This is a genomic window from Aeromonas sp. 160P (assembly GCF_055193095.1).
Map to the genome: position 1 here is coordinate 4,446,733 of NZ_JBUXKV010000001.1, position 17,769 is coordinate 4,464,501.

The window sequence follows — 17,769 nt, forward strand, 5'->3', positions numbered from 1 at the left end:
AACATGAGCATTACTGACAACCTTAAAATTGCCGGTCAATACTGTTTGCCCAAGCATGCCCTCTCCCGTCTGGTCGGCAAGTTTGCGGCTGCGCAAGCCGGTAACCTGACCACCCGCGTCATCGAGACCTTTATCAAGCAGTATCAGGTCGATATGAGTGAAGCGCTGCACGAGAGTCCGGCCCATTACAAGAGCTTCAACGAGTTCTTCACCCGTGAGCTCAAGCCCGGTATCCGCCCGATAGTTGAAGATGCCATGACCCTGGCGCTGCCGGTGGATGGCACCGTCAGCCAGCTCGGCCCGATCCATCAGGGCCGCATCATTCAGGCCAAGGGCCACGACTACAGCGCCCGTGAGCTGCTGGGCGGTTATCAGGATCTGGTGGCACCATTCCAAGGCGGCGATTTCGCTACCATCTATCTGGCGCCCAAGGATTACCACCGTATCCACATGCCGCTCGATGGCGTGCTGGAGAGCATGGTGTTTGTGCCGGGGGATCTGTTCTCCGTCAACCCGCTCACTGCCGAGAACGTGCCTAACCTGTTCGCCCGCAATGAGCGGGTGGTTGCTACTTTCCGCACCCCGCACGGCCCGATGGCACTGGTGCTGGTCGGTGCCACCATCGTCGCCAGCATCGAAACCATCTGGGCCGGCAACATTGCGCCGGCTAAGCAGAAAGGTGTGTGTGGCCAGAAGGAAGTGGTGCGCTGGGATTACAGCGGTGATGAGGCTATCACTCTGCAAAAAGGCGCCGAGATGGGCCTGTTCAAACTGGGCAGTACCGTGGTCTGTCTGTTTGGCCCCGGGATGCTGGCTGGCTTTGAATCCCACTTGACCAACGGTGTGACCACTCGCATGGGTCAACCCTTTGCCAAGCTGACGGAGCACGCATGAGCGAGCAGCAACCCCCTGCACAGCCAGGCTCTGCGCAGAAAAACAACCCGCTGCACGGGCTGACGCTGGAAGCAATCGTCACCGCACTGGTCGAATACTACGGCTGGGAAGAGCTGGGGCAGCAAGTCAATATCCGCTGTTTCACTGAAGATCCCAGCATCAAGTCCAGCCTGAAGTTTTTGCGCAAGACCCCGTGGGCACGGGAAAAGGTGGAGAGCCTCTACCTCTACGTCCAGCGCAAGCAAGCCAAATCGAAGAAGGAAGGGCCAGATGGCGTTTAAGATTACCTATACCTATAAAAAACAGGCTAAAGAGCTCGGCTACGCGAACGACAAGTTCCGCAGCATCTACGATGCCATTGCCGCTGCCGAAGGGCTGGATCTCGCCAGTTTCCACGCCATGGAGGCCCAACTGGCTCAGGTTTGTCGTCGTGACAAGAAAAGCGTAAAGGATTACCAGGAGAACTACTTCAAAGAGTTGGGATTTTCCAACATCGTCATTGAACGAGATAATCAGGAGTAACCATGCGAACCTTGACCCTGCTGACCGCCTCTCTCTTATTGGCTGCCTGCAGCGCACCGGAGCCATCTATGGTAGGTAATGATCACGACAATCACGGCTGCCTTGCCAGTGCTGGCTACCAGTGGTCACCACTGGCCAACCAGTGCGTGCGCCTGTTTGAACAGGGTGTACGGCTCAATCCGACCGACACCAGCCAGACCAGCAGCGCCTTCGTGCTGTTCAATGCCGACCAGACGCTGGCCGAGTTGCATCTGCCCAGCGGCGAGATGCTTGCTCTGACCCGTCAGGGTGCAGAAGGCAACTGGTCCTGGCTGGGCGGCGACTACACCCTCTTTATCTGGAAGGGTTATGTGCTCAAGTCCGGTGACAAGGTGCTTTATCAGGGGGAATAACCCCAAGGGATAGCGCACTGCGTGGTATCTGCGCGATACCAGCCAAACAAAATGCCGACCCAGTGGTCGGCATTTTTGCAGGTAAACATGGCGTTATCAGGCGCGAATAAGGTAATCCGCCTGCCCCACCCACTTGTAACTGGTGAGCTCGGTCAACCCCATGGGGCCACGGGCATGGAGCATCTGGGTCGAAACCGCCACCTCGGCCCCCAGACCAAACTGGCCGCCATCGGTAAAGCGGGTCGAGGCGTTGACGTAAACCGCCGCCGAACCGGCTCCGTTGACGAAACGCTCGGCGTTGGCCAGATCGTTGGTGAGGATGGCATCGGAGTGACCGGCGTTATGCTCGCGCATATGGGCCAGCGCTTCGTTGACATCCGCCACCAACTTGACCCCCAGGGTCAGACCCAGCCACTCGGTATCGAAATCTTCCGGCCCCGCCTCGCACAGGTTGTCGGCGCCCACCAGCAGCCCCATGGCATTGGCCGCACCGACCAGTGTCACCTTGCGTTCATTCATCAGCGCCACCAGCTGCGGCAAGAAGGTGGCAGCCACCTTCTCGTGCACCAGCAGGGTATCGAGAGCGTTGCAGGCGGAGGGGCGCTGCACCTTGGCGTTGTCGATCACAGCCAGGGATCGCACCAGATCGGCGCTCGCATCGACGAAGATATGGCTGATGCCAAAGCCGCCGATGATAACGGGGATGGAGCTGTTCTCCTTGCACATCTTGTGCAGCCCGGCACCGCCGCGGGGGATGATCATGTCCACATAACGATCGAGGCGCAGCAACTCGCCGACCAGCGCCCGATCCGGGTTGTCGATGTACTGTACCGCCTCGGCAGGCAGACCGGAGGCGGCTAGCGCACGCTGGATCACCCGCACCAGCTCCAGATTGGAGTGGAAGGTCTCGCGCCCGCCGCGCAGTATGCTGGCGTTGCCGGTCTTGAGGCAGAGGCTGGCGATGTCGATGGTGACGTTGGGGCGCGCCTCGTAGATGACGCCGATAACCCCTATGGGTACCCGACGACGGGAGAGCCGCAGGCCGTTCTCCAGCACCCGGCTGTCGATTTCAGCGCCGACCGGATCGTCCAGAGTGATCACCTTGCGCACATCGGCCACAATCCCGCCCAGCCGTGCCGGATTGAGCTGCAGCCGATCCAGCATCGCCTCGGAGAGGCCCGCCTCACGGCCTGCCGCGATATCCTTGTCGTTGGCAGCCAGGATCTGCTCGCTGTGCGCCTCCAGCTCGTCGGCGATGGCGGCCAGCGCCCGATTCTTCTGCGCCGTGCTGATGGTGGCCAGCTGATAGGCGGCTTCACGGGCCGCCTGCCCCATTTTCTCCAGACTCATCTCAGTTCCCTTTTGTTCATGCTGTGCCGCCCTGATTAGAGCAGCACCATATCATCCCGGTGGATAGCCCACAGACCCCGTAGCCATCGTTGGCTCTGGGCTAGTAGTACCAACCCACTCAGAGCAGCACCATGTCGTCTCGATGGATCGCCCACAGATCCCGTAGCCATCGTTGGCACCGGGTTAGTAATACAAACCCACTCAGAGCAGCACCATGTCATCTCGATGGATCGCGACGGCGCCATAGCCATAGCCCAATACCAGCTCAATCTGATCCGAGTGAACACCGCGCAGCTTCTCCAGCTCCAGATGGTCGTAACGGCAGATGCCGCGGGCCAGCTCAACCCCCTTGGGATCGAGAATGCGCACCACATCGCCCCGAATAAAGTCACCCTTGACCGCGACTATGCCCTTGGGCAACAAACTGGAGCCTTTCTCCTGAATCGCAGCTACAGCCCCCTGATCCACATGTACTTCACCGTGAGGCGGTGGACCAGCCAAAATCCAGCTCTTGCGCCCTTCCAGCGGCGAAGCCAACGCCGGGAACAGGGTGCCGATCCGCTCGCCCTTGGCGAGGCGACCAATCACCTCCGGCATCTGGCCGGTAGCAATCACCACATTGACACCGGCGCGGCGCGCCACATCGGCGGCCTGCAGCTTGGTGGCCATACCGCCGGTGCCGAGGCCGCTGACGCTGTCACCCGCCAGCGAGCGCAGGGTATCGTCGATGGTCTGCACCTCTTCGATCAGCTGGGCATCGGGATTGGTACGGGGATCGGCGGTAAAAAGCCCCTTCTGGTCGGTGAGCAGGATCAACAGATCTGCATCGGCCAGAATGGCCGCGCGGGCCGAGAGGTTGTCGTTGTCGCCCACCTTGATCTCGGCGGTCGCCACCGCATCGTTCTCGTTGATCACCGGAATGATGTGGTGATCAAGCAGGGTGCGCAGGGTATCACGGGCATTAAGGTAGCGTTCCCGATCTTCCAGGTCGGCGCGAGTCAGCAGCATCTGCCCGATATGCACGCCATAAAGGTTAAACAGATCCTGCCATACCCGGATCAGCTGGGTCTGGCCAACTGCCGCCAGCATCTGCTTGTTGGGCAAGGTTGGCGCCAGTGGCGGGTGCCCCAGATGTTCACGCCCGGCGGCAATAGCCCCCGATGTAACGACCACGACCCGATGGCCGTGACGGTGCAAGGCCGCACACTGTCTGACCAACTCGACCATATGGGCACGATTGAGCTGGGAAGACCCCCCTGTGAGCACGCTGGTGCCCAACTTGACGACTATGGTTTTGTTTTCCATGGGAGCATAAAGGCTAAAAAAGTAAGGAATATCTTTATACCCACGGCCATAGTGGCCTGCAAGGCAATTAACGCCGGAGCGAAGGGATGCGGGAAAATGCGCGGCTCAGGTGGCTCGCAGGGTTGGACGAAGGGTTAACTGATAGCCCGGCGAAAGGGTCGGTTCTCCTCGCCGGGCATCAGGATTCAGGCAGCTGTCACGGTCAATTCATTGGTGACCTGATCAGCGGGTGCTAACTGGCACTCCAGCGCCGCCAACTTGTCACTGATGAGCTTGTAGAAGCGGTTAAGGGTTCGGTCAACCTCCGCCTGATGCTTCTTGGGGATCGCCTTATTGATCCACTCACCCTCGGCATTGTAGAAACCGAGCTCATAGTGGTAACGGAAATGGTGATCGTCCTGCTCCAGCACCAGCCACCAGCCCCAGAACTCCCGTTTGTCCGGCGCCGGTTTGGCACTGACGCAAACGGAAAGGCTGTCAAAACGGTAGCGCCCCTCTTCGCAGAGATCCTCACGCAAATAGGGGCCGAGAGCCGCAAACTGCCTCAGCAGCCGCTTGTAGGTCACTCTTTCAGACATGTTAACCTCCCTGTTAAACAAGCCACGCCATCTTATGAGGGCGTCAGTTTTTTAGCGCAATGTCAGGTACACAAATGTTGCTTCAACCACTGGACTATTTCGTCCAATGCCTTGTCATACACCTCCAGCAAAGGCTGTTTATCGAATACGATGGCCTTGCCATTACGACTGGCTGCCGCCAATGCCCGTACATCCTGCTCGGGACAAATAAAATCTTTCTTGTGTCCGATACTTAATATCGGCACCGAGGTGCGACTCCCCAGTAATCCTTGGGTTTTAAGTGAAAATACCTGGCACTTGGTGCGCATGGCATCCCACTGCGCCGCATCGGCCCCCAACCGGTTAGCCAAGCTATCACGCATCATGCGTGGACACTTGGTAAACAACTCCTGATTGGTAAATAACTGATTGACCCCGGCCCCGACACAGACCACGGTGCGCAGTTTGAAGGGTTCGATAAAGGCCAGCCGGGCTGCAATATTGCCTGCCAGCCGAAAACCGACCATGGCAATGCGCTGGTGATCGACCCAGGCTACATCGGATAGATGGTGCAGTACTGCCTGGTGGAGACGACTGGTGTCTTGTACCAGCGGCCAATGCTCGGCATAGCCGATCCCCGGCATATCAAGAGAGAGCATGCCGATGCCGTTGGGCTCCAGCCGCTTGAGATAAAAGCTGAGAAAATCGAGCTGCAGGGAGTCGATCCCCCCGCTGATGATCACTAGCGGCACCGGTTTGTCAGTGGTCGGCAGATGGAGATAACCCTGAATCTGTTTGCCGCGAAAGGGCACCTGGATCTCTTTGAGTGGCACTTTGAACAGCCTGCCCGCCTCACGATAGGCCATGTTGCCAAGCAACTGGGCCTGATCGGCCAGTTCGTCATCTTTCAGGTGGGGGTAGCTGGCGATGGAGTAGTAACGCACGGCCTTCAGCAGCTGTTTGAGCGCCCCCTTGGGGTCACCTTGCTCACACAGTTCACGGCCTCGCTTGAAGTAAGTCCCGGCCAGCTGGCTCCACTCATAGATCCAGTTGCCAGGTACGTATCCCTTGATGGTATCGAGATAGCAGTCGTGCGTACGCTCACCGGTTGCCATGGCAATCTGGGCCAGGGTTTGCTCTACCTCGACGGGATCGGCACCCTGCCAAGCCCAGGAAGGGCGGCGTAACAGACGATACCAGCTCTTTGACATGGAGCCGTCGATAAACATCTGGTCTGACTGGGCCTCAGCCACGTCAGCCACACTGGAGTTGGAAATCTCGGATGTTTCCAATACCTTCTTGACGCGGGTAAATAACTTGTCAGTCAGGTTTAGGTCGTCGTTCAAGTCCAAGATGATGTCCCATTAAGAATCAGGCAATGGTCCATCTTAACCACTTTTAACGCCGATCAGCCACCCTGCAACAGATTGATACACAAAAAACTGGGCCCCAAATTGGGGCCCAGTGCAACCATAACTGTGAAATGCGACACACTAACGTGGTGTTACTCTTCTTCACAAATCGGCGTGGCGAACTCCAGCGCCATATCCCACGGCTGTTCGATCCAGGTGTCCTGCGGGATGGCCACTTCGAAGTCGTCCAACAGCGCCTCACCCATCGGCTTGGCGAAGATCGCGATGAACTTGGCTTTCGGGTAGAGGTCGCGGATTGCCTTGGCGGTAGTACCGGTATCCACCAGATCTTCCACCACCAGCCAACCTTCACCATCACCGGCAGTCGTCGCGCCTTTGACCACTACCAGCTCGCGCTGGCTGTTATGGTCATAGCTGGAGATGCAGAGGGTTTCTACGTTACGGATGCCAAGTTCACGAGCCATCAGGGCTGCGGGTACCAGACCACCACGGCTGACCGCGATGATACCTTTCCACTGGCTGACAGGCAGCTGACGACGGGCCAGACGGCGAGCTTCACGTTGCAGGTTATCCCACGACACATAGAACTTTTTCGGCATGTTATCTATCTCGAATAGTTATATAAAAACAATGACTTAAAGCAAGACCCCCGCTAGAAATCTGTCGGAGATCAGAAAATGTGGCTCGCGCCCAACTGAATTCAGATTGCACTTCGGCTGCCTCAGGACTAAGCCTCGGCAGCGGATCTGGATACAATGGAAGCAAAACTGACATATCCGGCGATCGGCCAGAGAGAGAGTGCCGAAACCGCGGACAAGCTGTTGGGCCGAGATGATAGCACCGTTTGCAGAGAAAATGCCTGGCAAACGTATGCCAAAAACAGGAAAAATCGGCATCACCCTCTCCATTCGGCAGATCCTGAGAGCCAAACGGCCAACCTGTCATCCCTGCTGCTGACACCAAAAAGGGCACAGCGGTAAATCGCAGATAAAAAAATAGCAGGGGGAGGTTTGACCTCACGCACCTGCTGCTTTCTCGTCCCCGCCTAATCAGGCTACTCGTCTTAGCGACGAGTGACGAAGGGGTTAGGGTAGCTGAAACCCTGGGTATACAAAGAAGGGGCAAACCAATAGGTTGAGTTGCTGCCTGGCATATTAAAACTCCTGATTGCTTAACAAGTTACGTACCTTTATGCGGGCTCAAATCCTTGAACAAACACTCGGTTCCATGGAGGCGCACTTGCTTTGCTTCGGTTCCCTGGAGGCTTTCATCGTCATCCTGACGGGTGGCGAACCACGGGAGCTAATGTACCAGTCGACACCGTAAATTCAACTTTTTTGTGAGATCGGTCACAAAAATTTCTTTTGCACCACGCAGCATCGCTCTTACCTGACGATCGTACTGTCCAGTTGTCATACACCAGCACAATCAGCCTGCGATTTGCGCTGACGGCTCACATTTTTGTGCGATTGACTGTATTATCGTTAGCCTCTTCCTCGGCCCGCTGATGGGGCCCTGTTTTTTTCCGTGCTGGTAAGGAGTCCCGACGTGGCACAACTAAGTTCCTTGACCCCCCAACTGATTTGGCATTTCTTCGAACAGATCTGCTCCATTCCCCACCCTTCCAAGCATGAAGCCAAACTCAGTGCCTGGATCATCCAATGGGCCCAGGGGGAAGGGCTGACCGTCAAGCAAGATAACGTCGGCAACATCATCATCAAGAAGCCGGCCACCCCGGGAATGGAAAACCGCAAAGCCGTGGTGCTGCAAGCCCATATCGACATGGTGCCGCAGGCCAATGCCGACACCAAACACAACTTCGCGACCGACCCTATCGATGCCTATATAGATGGTGAGTGGGTCACTGCCCGTGGCACTACTCTGGGTGCCGACAACGGCGTCGGCATGGCAGGCTGTCTGGCGGTGCTGGCCGACAAGACCATCAAACACGGCCCGCTGGAAGTGCTGCTGACCACCGACGAAGAGACCGGCATGACCGGCGCCTTCGGCCTCGAAGCAGGCTGGCTGGAGGGCGAAATTCTGCTCAACACCGACTCCGAAGAAGATGGCGAAGTCTACATGGGCTGCGCGGGCGGTGTGGATGCCAATATCCGCTTCCCGCTCGAGCTGGTTGACGCCAGCGAAGGCGAAGCTGTCGAGCTGGCGGTCAAAGGGCTGCGTGGCGGCCACTCCGGTTGCGACATCCATCGCGGCCGTGGTAACGCCAACAAGCTGCTGGTGCGCCTGCTCAAAGCAGCTGAGCCGCTGGGTATCCGTCTGGCCGAGATCCACGGCGGCACCCTGCGCAACGCCATCCCGCGCGAAGCCCGCGCCACCCTGCTGGTGCCCGCTGCCAGCGTGAGTGAGTTCAACGCGCTGGTTGACCGTTACACCGGTATCTATCAAACCGAGCTGGCCGCCACCGAGCCAAACCTGACCCTGCTGGTCAATGGTGCAGCCAAGCCTGCCAAGCTGATGAGCGTCTCCCTGCAGCAGCGCCTGCTGGATGCCCTACTGGCCTGCCCGAACGGCGTGATGCGCATGAGCGATGCCATGCCCGGCGTGACCGAAACCTCTACCAACCTGGGGGTCATCAAGACTCGGGATGGCGAAGTGTACGTCCAGTGCCTGATCCGCTCCCTGATCGACTCCGGCCGCGAGAGCATCGAGCAGATGACCCGCTCCCTGTTCACCCTGGCGGGCGCCAGCTGCGAATTCACCGGTGCCTACCCGGGTTGGGCGCCGAATGTGGACTCCCCTGTGATGGCGCTGGTACGGAGCAGCTACCAATCGCTGTTTGGCACCATGCCCAACGTGATGGTGATCCATGCCGGTCTCGAGTGCGGTCTGTTCAAGAGCGCCTATCCAAAGTGGGACATGGTCTCCTTCGGCCCGACCATCCGTGGTGCCCACTCCCCTGACGAGAAGGTGCACATCCCGGCGGTCGAGCGTTTCTGGCAACTGCTGGTGCACGTGCTGGAAGCCATTCCGGCCAAATAACCCGGCGTGACGCCACACGGCAAAAACAAAAGCCCCGCATTGCTGCGGGGCTTTTTATTGTCTGCTGTACCGGTATGGCAGGCTTTGGCACTTAACGAATGCCGCGCGCCTCGCGGATCCACTCCCAGGCTTGCTGGATCTCCTGGGTCTTCTCCTTGGCCATCTCCATCATCTCCGGCGGCAGCCCTTTGGCGGCCAGCTTGTCCGGATGGTGCTTGCTCATCTCTTTGCGATAGGCGCGCTTGATATCCTGATCGCTGTCGCTTTCGCTCACCCCCAGCAGCTGGTAGGCATCCTTGAGCCGATCCGCAGAGGGCGCCTCCTGCCGGTACTGTTGGCCACCCGCTCCACCGCCCTGATATTGGCCATGAGAACGATTGAAGAAGTTCATCTGCGCCTCGGCCATCGCCAGAATGCGGGCCAGCTCGATGCGACTGAAACCCAGCTCGTCGGCGATGGTATGAAGAATGGCGCGCTCGCCCTCCTCTACCCGCCCATCGGCAAAGGCGGCCTGTAGCTGCACCTCGAGGAAGAAGCGCAATATATCGCGCTGCCCCAGACTGGCGCGACGGAACTCGGCCAGAGTCTCGCGCAGCGGAAAATCGGCCTCTTTACCTAGACGAAACGACTCCTGCGCCCGGGCACGCTGATCACCGGCCAGCCGCATCCGATCCATCAGGTTGGAGGCAACCCGGATCTCATGCTCGGTTACCTGACCGCTCGATTTGGCGATGTGGCCCATGACTGAAAAGGTGGCATGAAAAAAGACCGCTTGTTGTTGCGGGTTCGGGCCGCGACGAAACGCCCCTTGCAGCCCCATACCCCGATCAAAACGGTGGCCGATCCACAGACCAATCAGGGCGCCAATGATATTGCCGAGCAGAAAACCGAAGAAGGCGCCCAGCACCTTACCCCAAATACGCATGGTTCAAGACCTCTTGATGTTAATGAGTGCGAGCCTGGAGCTGGTCGTCCAGCTCGCGCAGTCTCTCGACCGTGCCAATATCGCGCCACTCGCCAGCGAGCAAGCTGCCGCCCACTCGCCCTTGTGCCATCCACTCCCGCAGCAGCGGCGCCAGCTTGTGCGCGCCGCCAGCGAGACCGGCAAAGGCTGCCGGATCATATAGTCCGACCCCGCTGAAGGTAAATGCTGGCGTATCCATGACCCGCCCCTGTTGCAGGGCAAAATCGCCGGTAGGGTGTTGGGGTGGATTAGGCACCAGCCAAAGATGGGCCAGATCATCGCCAAGGGGCTGGCTGACCAGAGAGCGATAATCCAGATCGAGCCAGGTATCGCCGTTGATCACCAGAAAAGGTTCTGCGCCCAGTAGCGGTAGCGCCTGCACTATGCCGCCCGCGGTCTCCAGCGCACTCTCCTCGGCCGACCAGTGGATGGTCACGCCAAGCGCACTGCCATCACCAAGGCTCTCGACCAGCTTGTGGCCGAGCCAGGCGTGGTTGATCACCAGCTCGGTCACCCCGGCGGCTTTGAGCTTGTCGATGTGATGAACGATGAGCGGCTTGCCCCCCACCGCCAGCAGCGGTTTGGGCAGCAAGTCGGTGAGCGGGCGCATCCGCTCGCCACGGCCAGCGGCCAGGATCATCGCCTTCATGGTGTCACCCCGGCGTTAGCCATCCCAGGCAACACCACCTGCTCCAGCCACTGACCAAAACGGGCCAGCACCGGATAGGCGCTACCGTGAGTGCGACAGACATCCACCACGTAGCCGAGGGTGCGGGGAATATCCTTGAGGTAACCGGACTTGCCGTCACGATGATAGAGGCGGGTGAAGATCCCCGCCGCTTTCAGGTGGCGCTGCATGCCGGTCAGGTCGGCATCACGACGGAAACTGGCATAATCGAGCTCGCCAAGCAGCCCCGCCTGTTGCAGGGTGGCAAAGCCGTGTCGCATCCCCTCATCGATCACCTCATCCGGCCAGCGCACGTAGCAATCTTTGAGCAGGGAGACCAGGTCATAGCTAAGGGGCCCGATCACCATGTCCTGAAAATCGATGATGGCAAGGGTGCTGGTCTCGGGAGTATCACCGCCACACACCATCAGGTTGCGACTGTGGAAATCCCGGTGCATCACCCCTTGCGGCTGGGCCAGATTGCAGGCGGTGAGGCAGGCAAAGGTCTCATCCAGCAACAACTGTTCTTCATTGCTCAGGGTCAACTGCAGATGATGCCCCAGCAGCCACTCGGGGAAGATGCTGTTTTCTCGCGCCATAAAGGCCGCATCGAACGGCTCAAGCACCAGATCGACCGCCCCCAATCGGGGCAACAGATCAATGGCTTTACCATACCAGGCCTGCACCGTTTGCGCGTTCAGACAGCTGATCAGCTGGGTATCGCCAAGGTCGCTGACCGCCAGCAAGCCCTGTTCGTAGTCCACCGCCTTGACCTCTGGCGCCAGCAGCTGACGCGCCAGCAAGGCGGCGGAGTTACGAACAAACTCATGATTTTTTTCGGTTTTAGGATTGGCATCTACCCATACCAGCCCACCACCACGGGAGTAGCGGCGGAAGCTGGCATCACCGGAAATAAGGGTCAACTGAAGGTTGGCATCACCAGAAACATGGCGTGCCCACTGCAAAAGCAGGGAATCGCGATCGTGCATAAGTCGGGGACCAAGGTGGAAAGCAGCACTTGGCTGTTAGCCCTGGCTGCAATAATGCTTTATCATTGCCGGCTAACATAAAGCAATGACATGCAATGTCAACTCGATGAAACCTGTCGTAAAATGCATGCCTTGGATCAACCGTATCTATCACGGATTGCACGAGTCTTTCACATGAAAAAATGGACACTGGGGTACGGCTATCCCATCGCCCTGACTATCAGCCTGGCACCCGCCCTGACATCCATGATGGTACAGGCGGCACCGTTCGATCCGCCGCCAGCCACCGGGATCCTCGATAGTCTTTGCTATGACTATGTTCCCAAAATCGTGAAGCCTGCATCTGATCAGGAGGCCAACGCGCTGCCCGTAGAGGTGGATGCCGACCGTCTCGAGGCCAAACAGGGCGGCACCGCCGTCTACGAAGGTGACGTCAAGGTGCGTCAAGGCGTTCGCAAGTTTGACTCCGACTATGCCCAGCTCGATCAGCAGAGCCGGGATGTCATCGCCATCGGCAACATCTATTACAACGACGGTCAAGTGACCGTCACCAGCGACAAGACCCTTAAATCCAACCTCAATACTAAAAATTCCGAGCTGGAAGAGGGCAATTATCAGGTGCATGGCTCACCGGTGCGCGGCTTTGCCAAGCGCGTGGTGATGACCAACAACAATCAGAACATCACCATGGAGGGGGCCCAGTACACCACCTGCCCCCCCGGTCAGGAAGTGTGGACCCTCAAGGCGGGCAGCATCGACATCGACCAGAAAGAGGTGTTCGGTGAAGCCTGGAATGCCAGCCTCTGGCTCTATGACTATCCGGTGTTCTACTTCCCGTACATCAACTTCCCCATCAAAGATGAGCGCAAAACCGGTCTGCTCTACCCGGGTTACAAGCAAAGTTCCAGCAACGGCATGGAGATCACCCAGCCATTTTATTGGAACATTGCCCCCAACTATGATGCCACCATCACCTCCCGCTTTATGGACAAGCGCGGCCTGATGGAGCAGGTGGAGTTCCGCTACATGCCGGACCCCGCCCATACCGGCACCCTCTATTTTGAAAATCTGGCGGATGACAAGCAGTACAAGCCAAGCGATCCCAATCTTTCAGATGGCCATCGTTATCTGATGAACCTCCGTCATGGTTCAGCCCTGATGGATGGCTCCCTGCGCTTCGGTATCGACTACACCCAGGTGCGGGACAAGGACTACAACTACTTCAACGACTTCAGCCCGCAAGTGGGCACCCAGGTCGACAGCCAGTTGCAACAATCTTTTACCGCTGGCTACTACCAGCACAACTGGAACCTCACCTCTGAGGTGCGCCGCTACCAGATCCTTAGCCCAACCGCTTTATTGCCCCACGAAATGCTGCCCCGTATCGACTACAACTACTTCCAGCAGGGAAAATGGTTCGATCTGGCCTGGAACAGCGAGTTGACCAAGTTTGGTTACGACAGCGGCAGCGCCAGTACTCAACAAGCCGGTGAGCGCTACACTGCCACCCGTCTGCATCTGGCACCGACTCTGACCGTCCCCCTAGTGGACGCGCCGGGTTACTACCTGACCAGCCAGTACAAGCTAATGTTTACCTCCTACAACCAGGAGGTACCCAAGGATCTAATCTACACGGATCGCAGCCGTTTCACCGACGCGGATACCAAGCAGTTAACCCTCAAAGACGGCACAGTTACCCGTACCTTGCCCTCCTTCCGTCTCAAAGGGGGGGTCAACTTCGACCGCCCGCTCAACTGGTATGATGGCAAAGGGACCCAGACCCTGGAGCCCGAGTTCCAATACCTCTATGTTCCCTATCGGGATCAGGATGATATCGGGATCTATGACTCCACTACCACCCGTCAGGACTACTACAGCCTGTTCAGCGATCGCCGCTACGCCGGTCTCGACCGCATCAGCGATGCCAACAGGATCACCGTTGGCCTGACCAGCCGGGTCTATGACAATGTCGGTGATGAGCGGCTACGTCTGGCAGTGGCGCAAGCCTTCGAAATGACGCCGCCCAAGGTGCGCCTCTACCCGTCCGACCCAGAGAGCACCAACTCTCGCTCCCTGCTCTCGTTCGAGGGGGATGCCCGTATAACCGATGAGTGGTTTGCCCATGCGGGTGCCCAATACGACACAGCGGAAGGGGAGTTCACCGCCGGTAACAGCGCAGTGGAATACCGGACTGGCAAGCTGACCACCCAGCTCAACTACCGCTATATCAAGGATGGCAACTGGGATTACAGAGACCCGAACAACTCCGCCCTTACCGAAGATCTGAGCCAGGCAGGTTTGGTAATGATGGCGCCGATCGCCGATCAGTGGCAGATGTATGGCGGTTACTATCGTGATATCAAGCAGGATGTGAACATTGACCGGATGATTGGTGTCAAATATGACTCCTGCTGCTGGAGCATCAATATGAGCCTGGAGTGGCACAACCAGCCGCAGTGGGAAAATAATGTTCTAATGTCGCGCTCGGAAAAAGTCATTGGTCTGCAGTTCGAGATGAAGGGACTTGGCAGTGTCGGTACCGGTGGCCGCAGCGTCACCATGGATACCGAGCTGTTGCCCTATGTTCGCCCGTTTAATCTGAAAGACCAGCAATGATGCTGGTCCAGCCTTGAGAGATGGATATGAAAAAGACCCTGATTGCCCTGCTGACCGCGGGAATGTTTGGTGCCATGAGTCAGGCTGCCCTAGCGGCGCCCGAGCTGATGGACAAGGTACTGGCCGTGGTCAACAAGGACGTGGTGCTGTCCAGTCAACAGGACGCACTGGTCAACAAGGTAAAACTCTCCGCTCAGGAGAGTGGCCAATCCCTGCCTGACGATGCCACCCTGCGCAAACAGGCGCTGGATCGACTGATCCAGGAGAGCTTGCAGTTGCAACTGGCGGATCGTCAGGGACTGAAAATCAGTGATACCCAGCTGGAGCAAGCTATTCAGGGGATCGCGGCAGATAACAAAATGACCCTGGAGCAGCTGCGTGCTCAACTCGCCCGTGAAGGGATGACCTATGCCCAGTATCGGGAAGAGGTGCGCCGCGAAATCCTGATGAACGAGGTACGCCGCAATCAGGTGCGCCGTCGCATCAACATCTCCGAACAGGAGGTGAAGCAGGTAGTCGAGGTTCTGAAAAAACAGGGCCAACAGCAGAACGAATATCACGTCGGTCATATCCAGATTGCCCTGCCGGACAACCCTACCGCTGCCCAGCTGGATGCCGCCAAGAGCAAGATTGACCGTATTCTGGCCGCCCTCAAGCAAGGTGCTGACTTCCGCAAGCTAGCCATTGCCGAGAGTAACGGCCCCAAGGCACTGGAAGGGGGTGACTGGGGCTGGATGAGCCCGCAAGAGATGCCGACCCTGATGGCCGAAGCAGTACAGGGCGCCAAGAAAGGTGACATCGTCGGCCCGCTGCGCTCCGGTGCCGGCCTGCACATCGTCAAGGTGTTCGATACCAAGGGTCAGCAGCAAGTAATGCAGACCGAGGTGAAGGCCCGTCACATCCTGATCAAGCCCTCCATCATCCTGAGCGAAGAGAAAGCCAAGGGGATGCTGGACGGTATTCTGCACGACATCAAGAGCGGCAAGGCCAGCTTCGCCAGCATGGCAGAGAAGCACTCCGAAGATCCGGGCTCTGCGGTGCAGGGTGGCGAACTGGGCTGGTCTGATCCCAACGTCTATGTGCCGGAGTTCCGCGACATGGTCAACCGCCTGCAACCGGGCCAGATCAGCGCCCCGTTCCGTACCAGCCATGGCTGGCACATCGTTCAGGTGGAAGATCGCCGCAGTCAGGATGCCACCGACAAGGCTCAGGAGCAGCGTGCCTACCAGCTGATCTACAACCGCCGCTTCGTGGAAGAGTCCCAGGCATGGCTGGACGAGCTGCGTGACGAGGCCTACATCCAGATCGAAGGCGCCAGCAGCTGATGAGCTGCCGTCGTCTTGCCGTTACCCCGGGCGAACCGGCCGGGATCGGCCCGGATCTGGTGCTGCAGATTGCCCAGCAGGATTGGCCACACCAGTTGGTGGTGATCGCCGATCCGCTGCTGCTGCGCGAGCGGGCAGCCCTACTGGGGCTCAGCGTCGAGCTTGAACTCTATGACGCTACCGCCCCTGCGCATCCGCAGCGGGCGGGCACCCTGACCATCTGTCCGGTCACCCTCGGTGCCCCCGTGGTGCCGGGCGAACTGAACGAAGGCAATGGCGCCTATGTGCTGGCGACCCTGCAACGCGCCTGTGACGGTAACCTCAGCGGTGAATTTGCCGCCGTGGTGACCGGACCGGTGCACAAGGGGATCATCAATCAGGCCGGTGTCTCGTTCAGCGGTCACACCGAATTCTTTGCCCAGCAGTCCAATACCGCCGATGTGGTGATGCTGCTGGCAACCGAGGGGCTGCGGGTCGCACTGGCGACCACTCACATCCCCCTCGCCTACGTGGCGATGGCCATCACCGAGGATCGCCTCGGCAAGGTGATCAGGATCCTCAACGAGGATCTCACCACCAAGTTTGGCATCGCCAAACCCCGAATTTACGTCTGCGGTCTCAATCCCCATGCCGGGGAAGGTGGCCACCTCGGACGTGAAGAGATTGACGTGATCGAACCCGCTCTGGCCAATCTGCGCCAGGAGGGGATCGATCTGGTCGGCCCATTGCCGGCCGACACCCTGTTCCAGGAAAAATACCTCAAGGATGCGGATGCGGTACTCGCCATGTACCACGACCAGGGGCTGCCGGTGCTCAAATACAAGGGCTTTGGCAGTTCGGTCAATATCACTCTGGGGCTTCCCTTCATCCGCACTTCGGTGGATCACGGCACCGCACTGGATCTGGCAGGCAAAGGCCTGGCGGATTCGGGCAGTCTGATCACCGCGATTAACCACGCCATCAAGATGGTAGAGAAAAAAAGATATGAGCAGTAAGGCGCAGAGCAATAAAGTGCATATGGGTCACACCGCCCGTAAGCGATTCGGTCAAAACTTCTTGCACGATCGCTATGTGATCGACCAGATCGTCGCCGCCATCAACCCGCAACCGGGTCAGAATCTGGTGGAGATCGGTCCGGGTCTGGCTGCGCTGACCGAGCCGGTCGCCTCCCAGATGGACAAGATGACAGTGGTCGAGCTGGACCGGGATCTGGCGGCGCGCCTGCGCGAGCACCCGACCCTCAAAGACAAGCTGACCGTCATCGAAGCCGATGCCATGCGGTTCGACTTCGGCACCCTGATGGGTGAAGGCAAAGGGCCGCTGCGGATCTTCGGCAACCTGCCCTACAACATCTCCACTCCGCTGATCTTCCACCTGTGCGAGTTCGCCGACCGGGTTGAAGACATGCACTTCATGCTGCAAAAGGAAGTGGTATTGCGGATGTGTGCCGGTCCTGGCAGCAAAGCCTATGGCCGCCTGAGCGTGATGGTTCAGTACTACTGCCAGGTAGTGCCGGTGCTGGAAGTGGGCCCGGGCGCCTTCAAACCCGCCCCCAAGGTCGACTCTGCCGTAGTGCGCCTGATGCCGCACAAAAACCCGACCATAGTCGCCAAAGACATTCGCTGCCTCAGCCGCGTCTGTACCGAGGGCTTTGGCCAGCGTCGCAAGACCATCCGCAACAGCTTCTCCAACTTCATTACCGACGCCCAGCTGACCGAGCTTGGTATCGATGGCAACCTGCGTCCGGAGAACCTCTCCCTCGAGCAGTTTGTCATGATCGCCAACTGGCTGGCGGATCAGCAACAGGCCTGATCC

General features: G+C 58.5%; 18 protein-coding genes. 10 read left to right on the forward strand and 8 right to left on the reverse strand.

Translation table 11 applies throughout. The features are described from left to right. Window positions 1–3 precede the first annotated feature (3 nt). From asd to ACY8FN_RS20615, 4 genes are read left to right on the forward strand one after another with little or no spacing between them, the layout of a single operon-like run. Entirely contained in the window at window positions 4–894 is an 891-nt protein-coding gene (gene asd, locus ACY8FN_RS20600) for an archaetidylserine decarboxylase (protein ID WP_463101055.1), read from the forward strand. Continuing rightward, window positions 891–1,175 (forward strand): VF530 family protein, encoded by a 285-nt coding sequence (locus ACY8FN_RS20605; RefSeq protein WP_042018472.1) that lies wholly within the window; start codon window positions 891–893, stop codon window positions 1,173–1,175. The genes asd and ACY8FN_RS20605 overlap by 4 nt, the downstream gene beginning before the upstream one ends. Then, window positions 1,165–1,416 carry a DUF2960 domain-containing protein gene (locus ACY8FN_RS20610; protein WP_042018474.1) on the forward strand — a complete coding sequence of 84 codons (252 nt, stop codon included), beginning with the start codon at window positions 1,165–1,167 and terminating at the stop codon, window positions 1,414–1,416. Before ACY8FN_RS20605 ends, ACY8FN_RS20610 begins: the two co-directional genes overlap by 11 nt. 2 nt (window positions 1,417–1,418) lie before the next feature. Then, window positions 1,419–1,808, forward strand: coding sequence for a hypothetical protein (locus tag ACY8FN_RS20615; protein WP_101321334.1), 390 nt, complete (start codon window positions 1,419–1,421; stop codon window positions 1,806–1,808). 96 nt (window positions 1,809–1,904) lie between these two features. Here the strand turns inward: ACY8FN_RS20615 and ACY8FN_RS20620 are convergent, their stop codons facing one another. From ACY8FN_RS20620 to gpt, 5 genes are all read right to left on the reverse strand, one after another. Next, complete coding sequence (locus ACY8FN_RS20620) at window positions 1,905–3,194, reverse strand: glutamate-5-semialdehyde dehydrogenase (protein WP_463101204.1); 1,290 nt, start codon at window positions 3,192–3,194, stop codon at window positions 1,905–1,907. A 165-nt stretch (window positions 3,195–3,359) separates the two neighbouring features. Further along, window positions 3,360–4,463: a glutamate 5-kinase gene (proB, locus tag ACY8FN_RS20625; RefSeq protein ID WP_139728512.1), complete on the reverse strand. Its 1,104-nt coding sequence runs from the start codon at window positions 4,461–4,463 to the stop codon at window positions 3,360–3,362. Window positions 4,464–4,648: 185 nt separating this feature from the next. Next, complete coding sequence (crl, locus tag ACY8FN_RS20630) at window positions 4,649–5,041, reverse strand: sigma factor-binding protein Crl (protein WP_101323790.1); 393 nt, start codon at window positions 5,039–5,041, stop codon at window positions 4,649–4,651. A gap of 62 nt (window positions 5,042–5,103) precedes the next feature. After that, window positions 5,104–6,372, reverse strand: coding sequence for an esterase FrsA (frsA, locus tag ACY8FN_RS20635; RefSeq protein ID WP_463101056.1), 1,269 nt, complete (start codon window positions 6,370–6,372; stop codon window positions 5,104–5,106). A 152-nt stretch (window positions 6,373–6,524) separates the two neighbouring features. Further along, window positions 6,525–6,992, reverse strand: a complete 468-nt coding sequence (gpt, locus tag ACY8FN_RS20640; RefSeq protein WP_101323788.1) for a xanthine phosphoribosyltransferase — start codon at window positions 6,990–6,992, stop codon at window positions 6,525–6,527. 156 nt (window positions 6,993–7,148) lie between these two features. Here gpt and ACY8FN_RS20645 point away from each other — a divergent pair, with 156 nt between their 5' ends. Together ACY8FN_RS20645 and ACY8FN_RS20650 are read left to right on the forward strand one after the other, a co-directional pair. Next, on the forward strand, window positions 7,149–7,373 hold the full coding sequence (locus tag ACY8FN_RS20645; protein ID WP_463101057.1) for a hypothetical protein: 225 nt from the start codon (window positions 7,149–7,151) through the stop codon (window positions 7,371–7,373). A 568-nt stretch (window positions 7,374–7,941) separates the two neighbouring features. After that, entirely contained in the window at window positions 7,942–9,393 is a 1,452-nt protein-coding gene (locus ACY8FN_RS20650) for an aminoacyl-histidine dipeptidase (RefSeq protein ID WP_463101058.1), read from the forward strand. 91 nt (window positions 9,394–9,484) lie between these two features. Here ACY8FN_RS20650 and djlA read toward each other — a convergent pair whose 3' ends face one another. The 3 genes from djlA to ACY8FN_RS20665 are packed head-to-tail and all read right to left on the reverse strand — an operon-like array spanning window position 9,485 to window position 12,013. Next, window positions 9,485–10,318 (reverse strand): co-chaperone DjlA, encoded by an 834-nt coding sequence (djlA, locus tag ACY8FN_RS20655; RefSeq protein WP_042018483.1) that lies wholly within the window; start codon window positions 10,316–10,318, stop codon window positions 9,485–9,487. A gap of 19 nt (window positions 10,319–10,337) precedes the next feature. Continuing rightward, window positions 10,338–11,006 (reverse strand): N-acetylmuramate alpha-1-phosphate uridylyltransferase MurU, encoded by a 669-nt coding sequence (gene murU, locus ACY8FN_RS20660; RefSeq protein ID WP_463101059.1) that lies wholly within the window; start codon window positions 11,004–11,006, stop codon window positions 10,338–10,340. After that, window positions 11,003–12,013, reverse strand: a complete 1,011-nt coding sequence (locus tag ACY8FN_RS20665) for an aminoglycoside phosphotransferase family protein (protein ID WP_463101060.1) — start codon at window positions 12,011–12,013, stop codon at window positions 11,003–11,005. Before ACY8FN_RS20665 ends, murU begins: the two co-directional genes overlap by 4 nt. 174 nt (window positions 12,014–12,187) lie before the next feature. Here ACY8FN_RS20665 and lptD point away from each other — a divergent pair, with 174 nt between their 5' ends. The 4 genes from lptD to rsmA are packed head-to-tail and all read left to right on the forward strand — an operon-like array spanning window position 12,188 to window position 17,766. Next, window positions 12,188–14,629: an LPS assembly protein LptD gene (gene lptD / locus ACY8FN_RS20670; protein WP_463101061.1), complete on the forward strand. Its 2,442-nt coding sequence runs from the start codon at window positions 12,188–12,190 to the stop codon at window positions 14,627–14,629. Between the two features lie 26 nt (window positions 14,630–14,655). Then, window positions 14,656–15,954 carry a peptidylprolyl isomerase SurA gene (gene surA, locus ACY8FN_RS20675; RefSeq protein ID WP_463101062.1) on the forward strand — a complete coding sequence of 433 codons (1,299 nt, stop codon included), beginning with the start codon at window positions 14,656–14,658 and terminating at the stop codon, window positions 15,952–15,954. Continuing rightward, a complete protein-coding gene (gene pdxA / locus ACY8FN_RS20680) occupies window positions 15,954–16,949 on the forward strand; it encodes a 4-hydroxythreonine-4-phosphate dehydrogenase PdxA (RefSeq protein ID WP_463101063.1) in 996 nt (331 codons plus the stop codon). The genes surA and pdxA overlap by 1 nt, the downstream gene beginning before the upstream one ends. Next, window positions 16,939–17,766 (forward strand): 16S rRNA (adenine(1518)-N(6)/adenine(1519)-N(6))-dimethyltransferase RsmA, encoded by an 828-nt coding sequence (gene rsmA / locus ACY8FN_RS20685; protein ID WP_139692975.1) that lies wholly within the window; start codon window positions 16,939–16,941, stop codon window positions 17,764–17,766. The genes pdxA and rsmA overlap by 11 nt, the downstream gene beginning before the upstream one ends. Window positions 17,767–17,769: the final 3 nt, after the last annotated feature.

Coding starts and splice junctions, on each gene's coding strand:
- surA (WP_463101062.1), top strand. CDS start 14,656: ATGAAAAAGACCCTGATTGCCCTGCTGACCGCGGGAATGTTTGGTGCC.
- ACY8FN_RS20610 (WP_042018474.1), top strand. CDS start 1,165: ATGGCGTTTAAGATTACCTATACCTATAAAAAACAGGCTAAAGAGCTC.
- ACY8FN_RS20615 (WP_101321334.1), top strand. CDS start 1,419: ATGCGAACCTTGACCCTGCTGACCGCCTCTCTCTTATTGGCTGCCTGC.
- ACY8FN_RS20645 (WP_463101057.1), top strand. CDS start 7,149: ATGGAAGCAAAACTGACATATCCGGCGATCGGCCAGAGAGAGAGTGCC.
- proB (WP_139728512.1), bottom strand. CDS start 4,463: ATGGAAAACAAAACCATAGTCGTCAAGTTGGGCACCAGCGTGCTCACA.
- pdxA (WP_463101063.1), top strand. CDS start 15,954: ATGAGCTGCCGTCGTCTTGCCGTTACCCCGGGCGAACCGGCCGGGATC.
- rsmA (WP_139692975.1), top strand. CDS start 16,939: ATGAGCAGTAAGGCGCAGAGCAATAAAGTGCATATGGGTCACACCGCC.
- lptD (WP_463101061.1), top strand. CDS start 12,188: ATGAAAAAATGGACACTGGGGTACGGCTATCCCATCGCCCTGACTATC.
- gpt (WP_101323788.1), bottom strand. CDS start 6,992: ATGCCGAAAAAGTTCTATGTGTCGTGGGATAACCTGCAACGTGAAGCT.
- ACY8FN_RS20605 (WP_042018472.1), top strand. CDS start 891: ATGAGCGAGCAGCAACCCCCTGCACAGCCAGGCTCTGCGCAGAAAAAC.
- asd (WP_463101055.1), top strand. CDS start 4: ATGAGCATTACTGACAACCTTAAAATTGCCGGTCAATACTGTTTGCCC.
- ACY8FN_RS20665 (WP_463101060.1), bottom strand. CDS start 12,013: ATGCACGATCGCGATTCCCTGCTTTTGCAGTGGGCACGCCATGTTTCT.
- murU (WP_463101059.1), bottom strand. CDS start 11,006: ATGAAGGCGATGATCCTGGCCGCTGGCCGTGGCGAGCGGATGCGCCCG.
- djlA (WP_042018483.1), bottom strand. CDS start 10,318: ATGCGTATTTGGGGTAAGGTGCTGGGCGCCTTCTTCGGTTTTCTGCTC.
- crl (WP_101323790.1), bottom strand. CDS start 5,041: ATGTCTGAAAGAGTGACCTACAAGCGGCTGCTGAGGCAGTTTGCGGCT.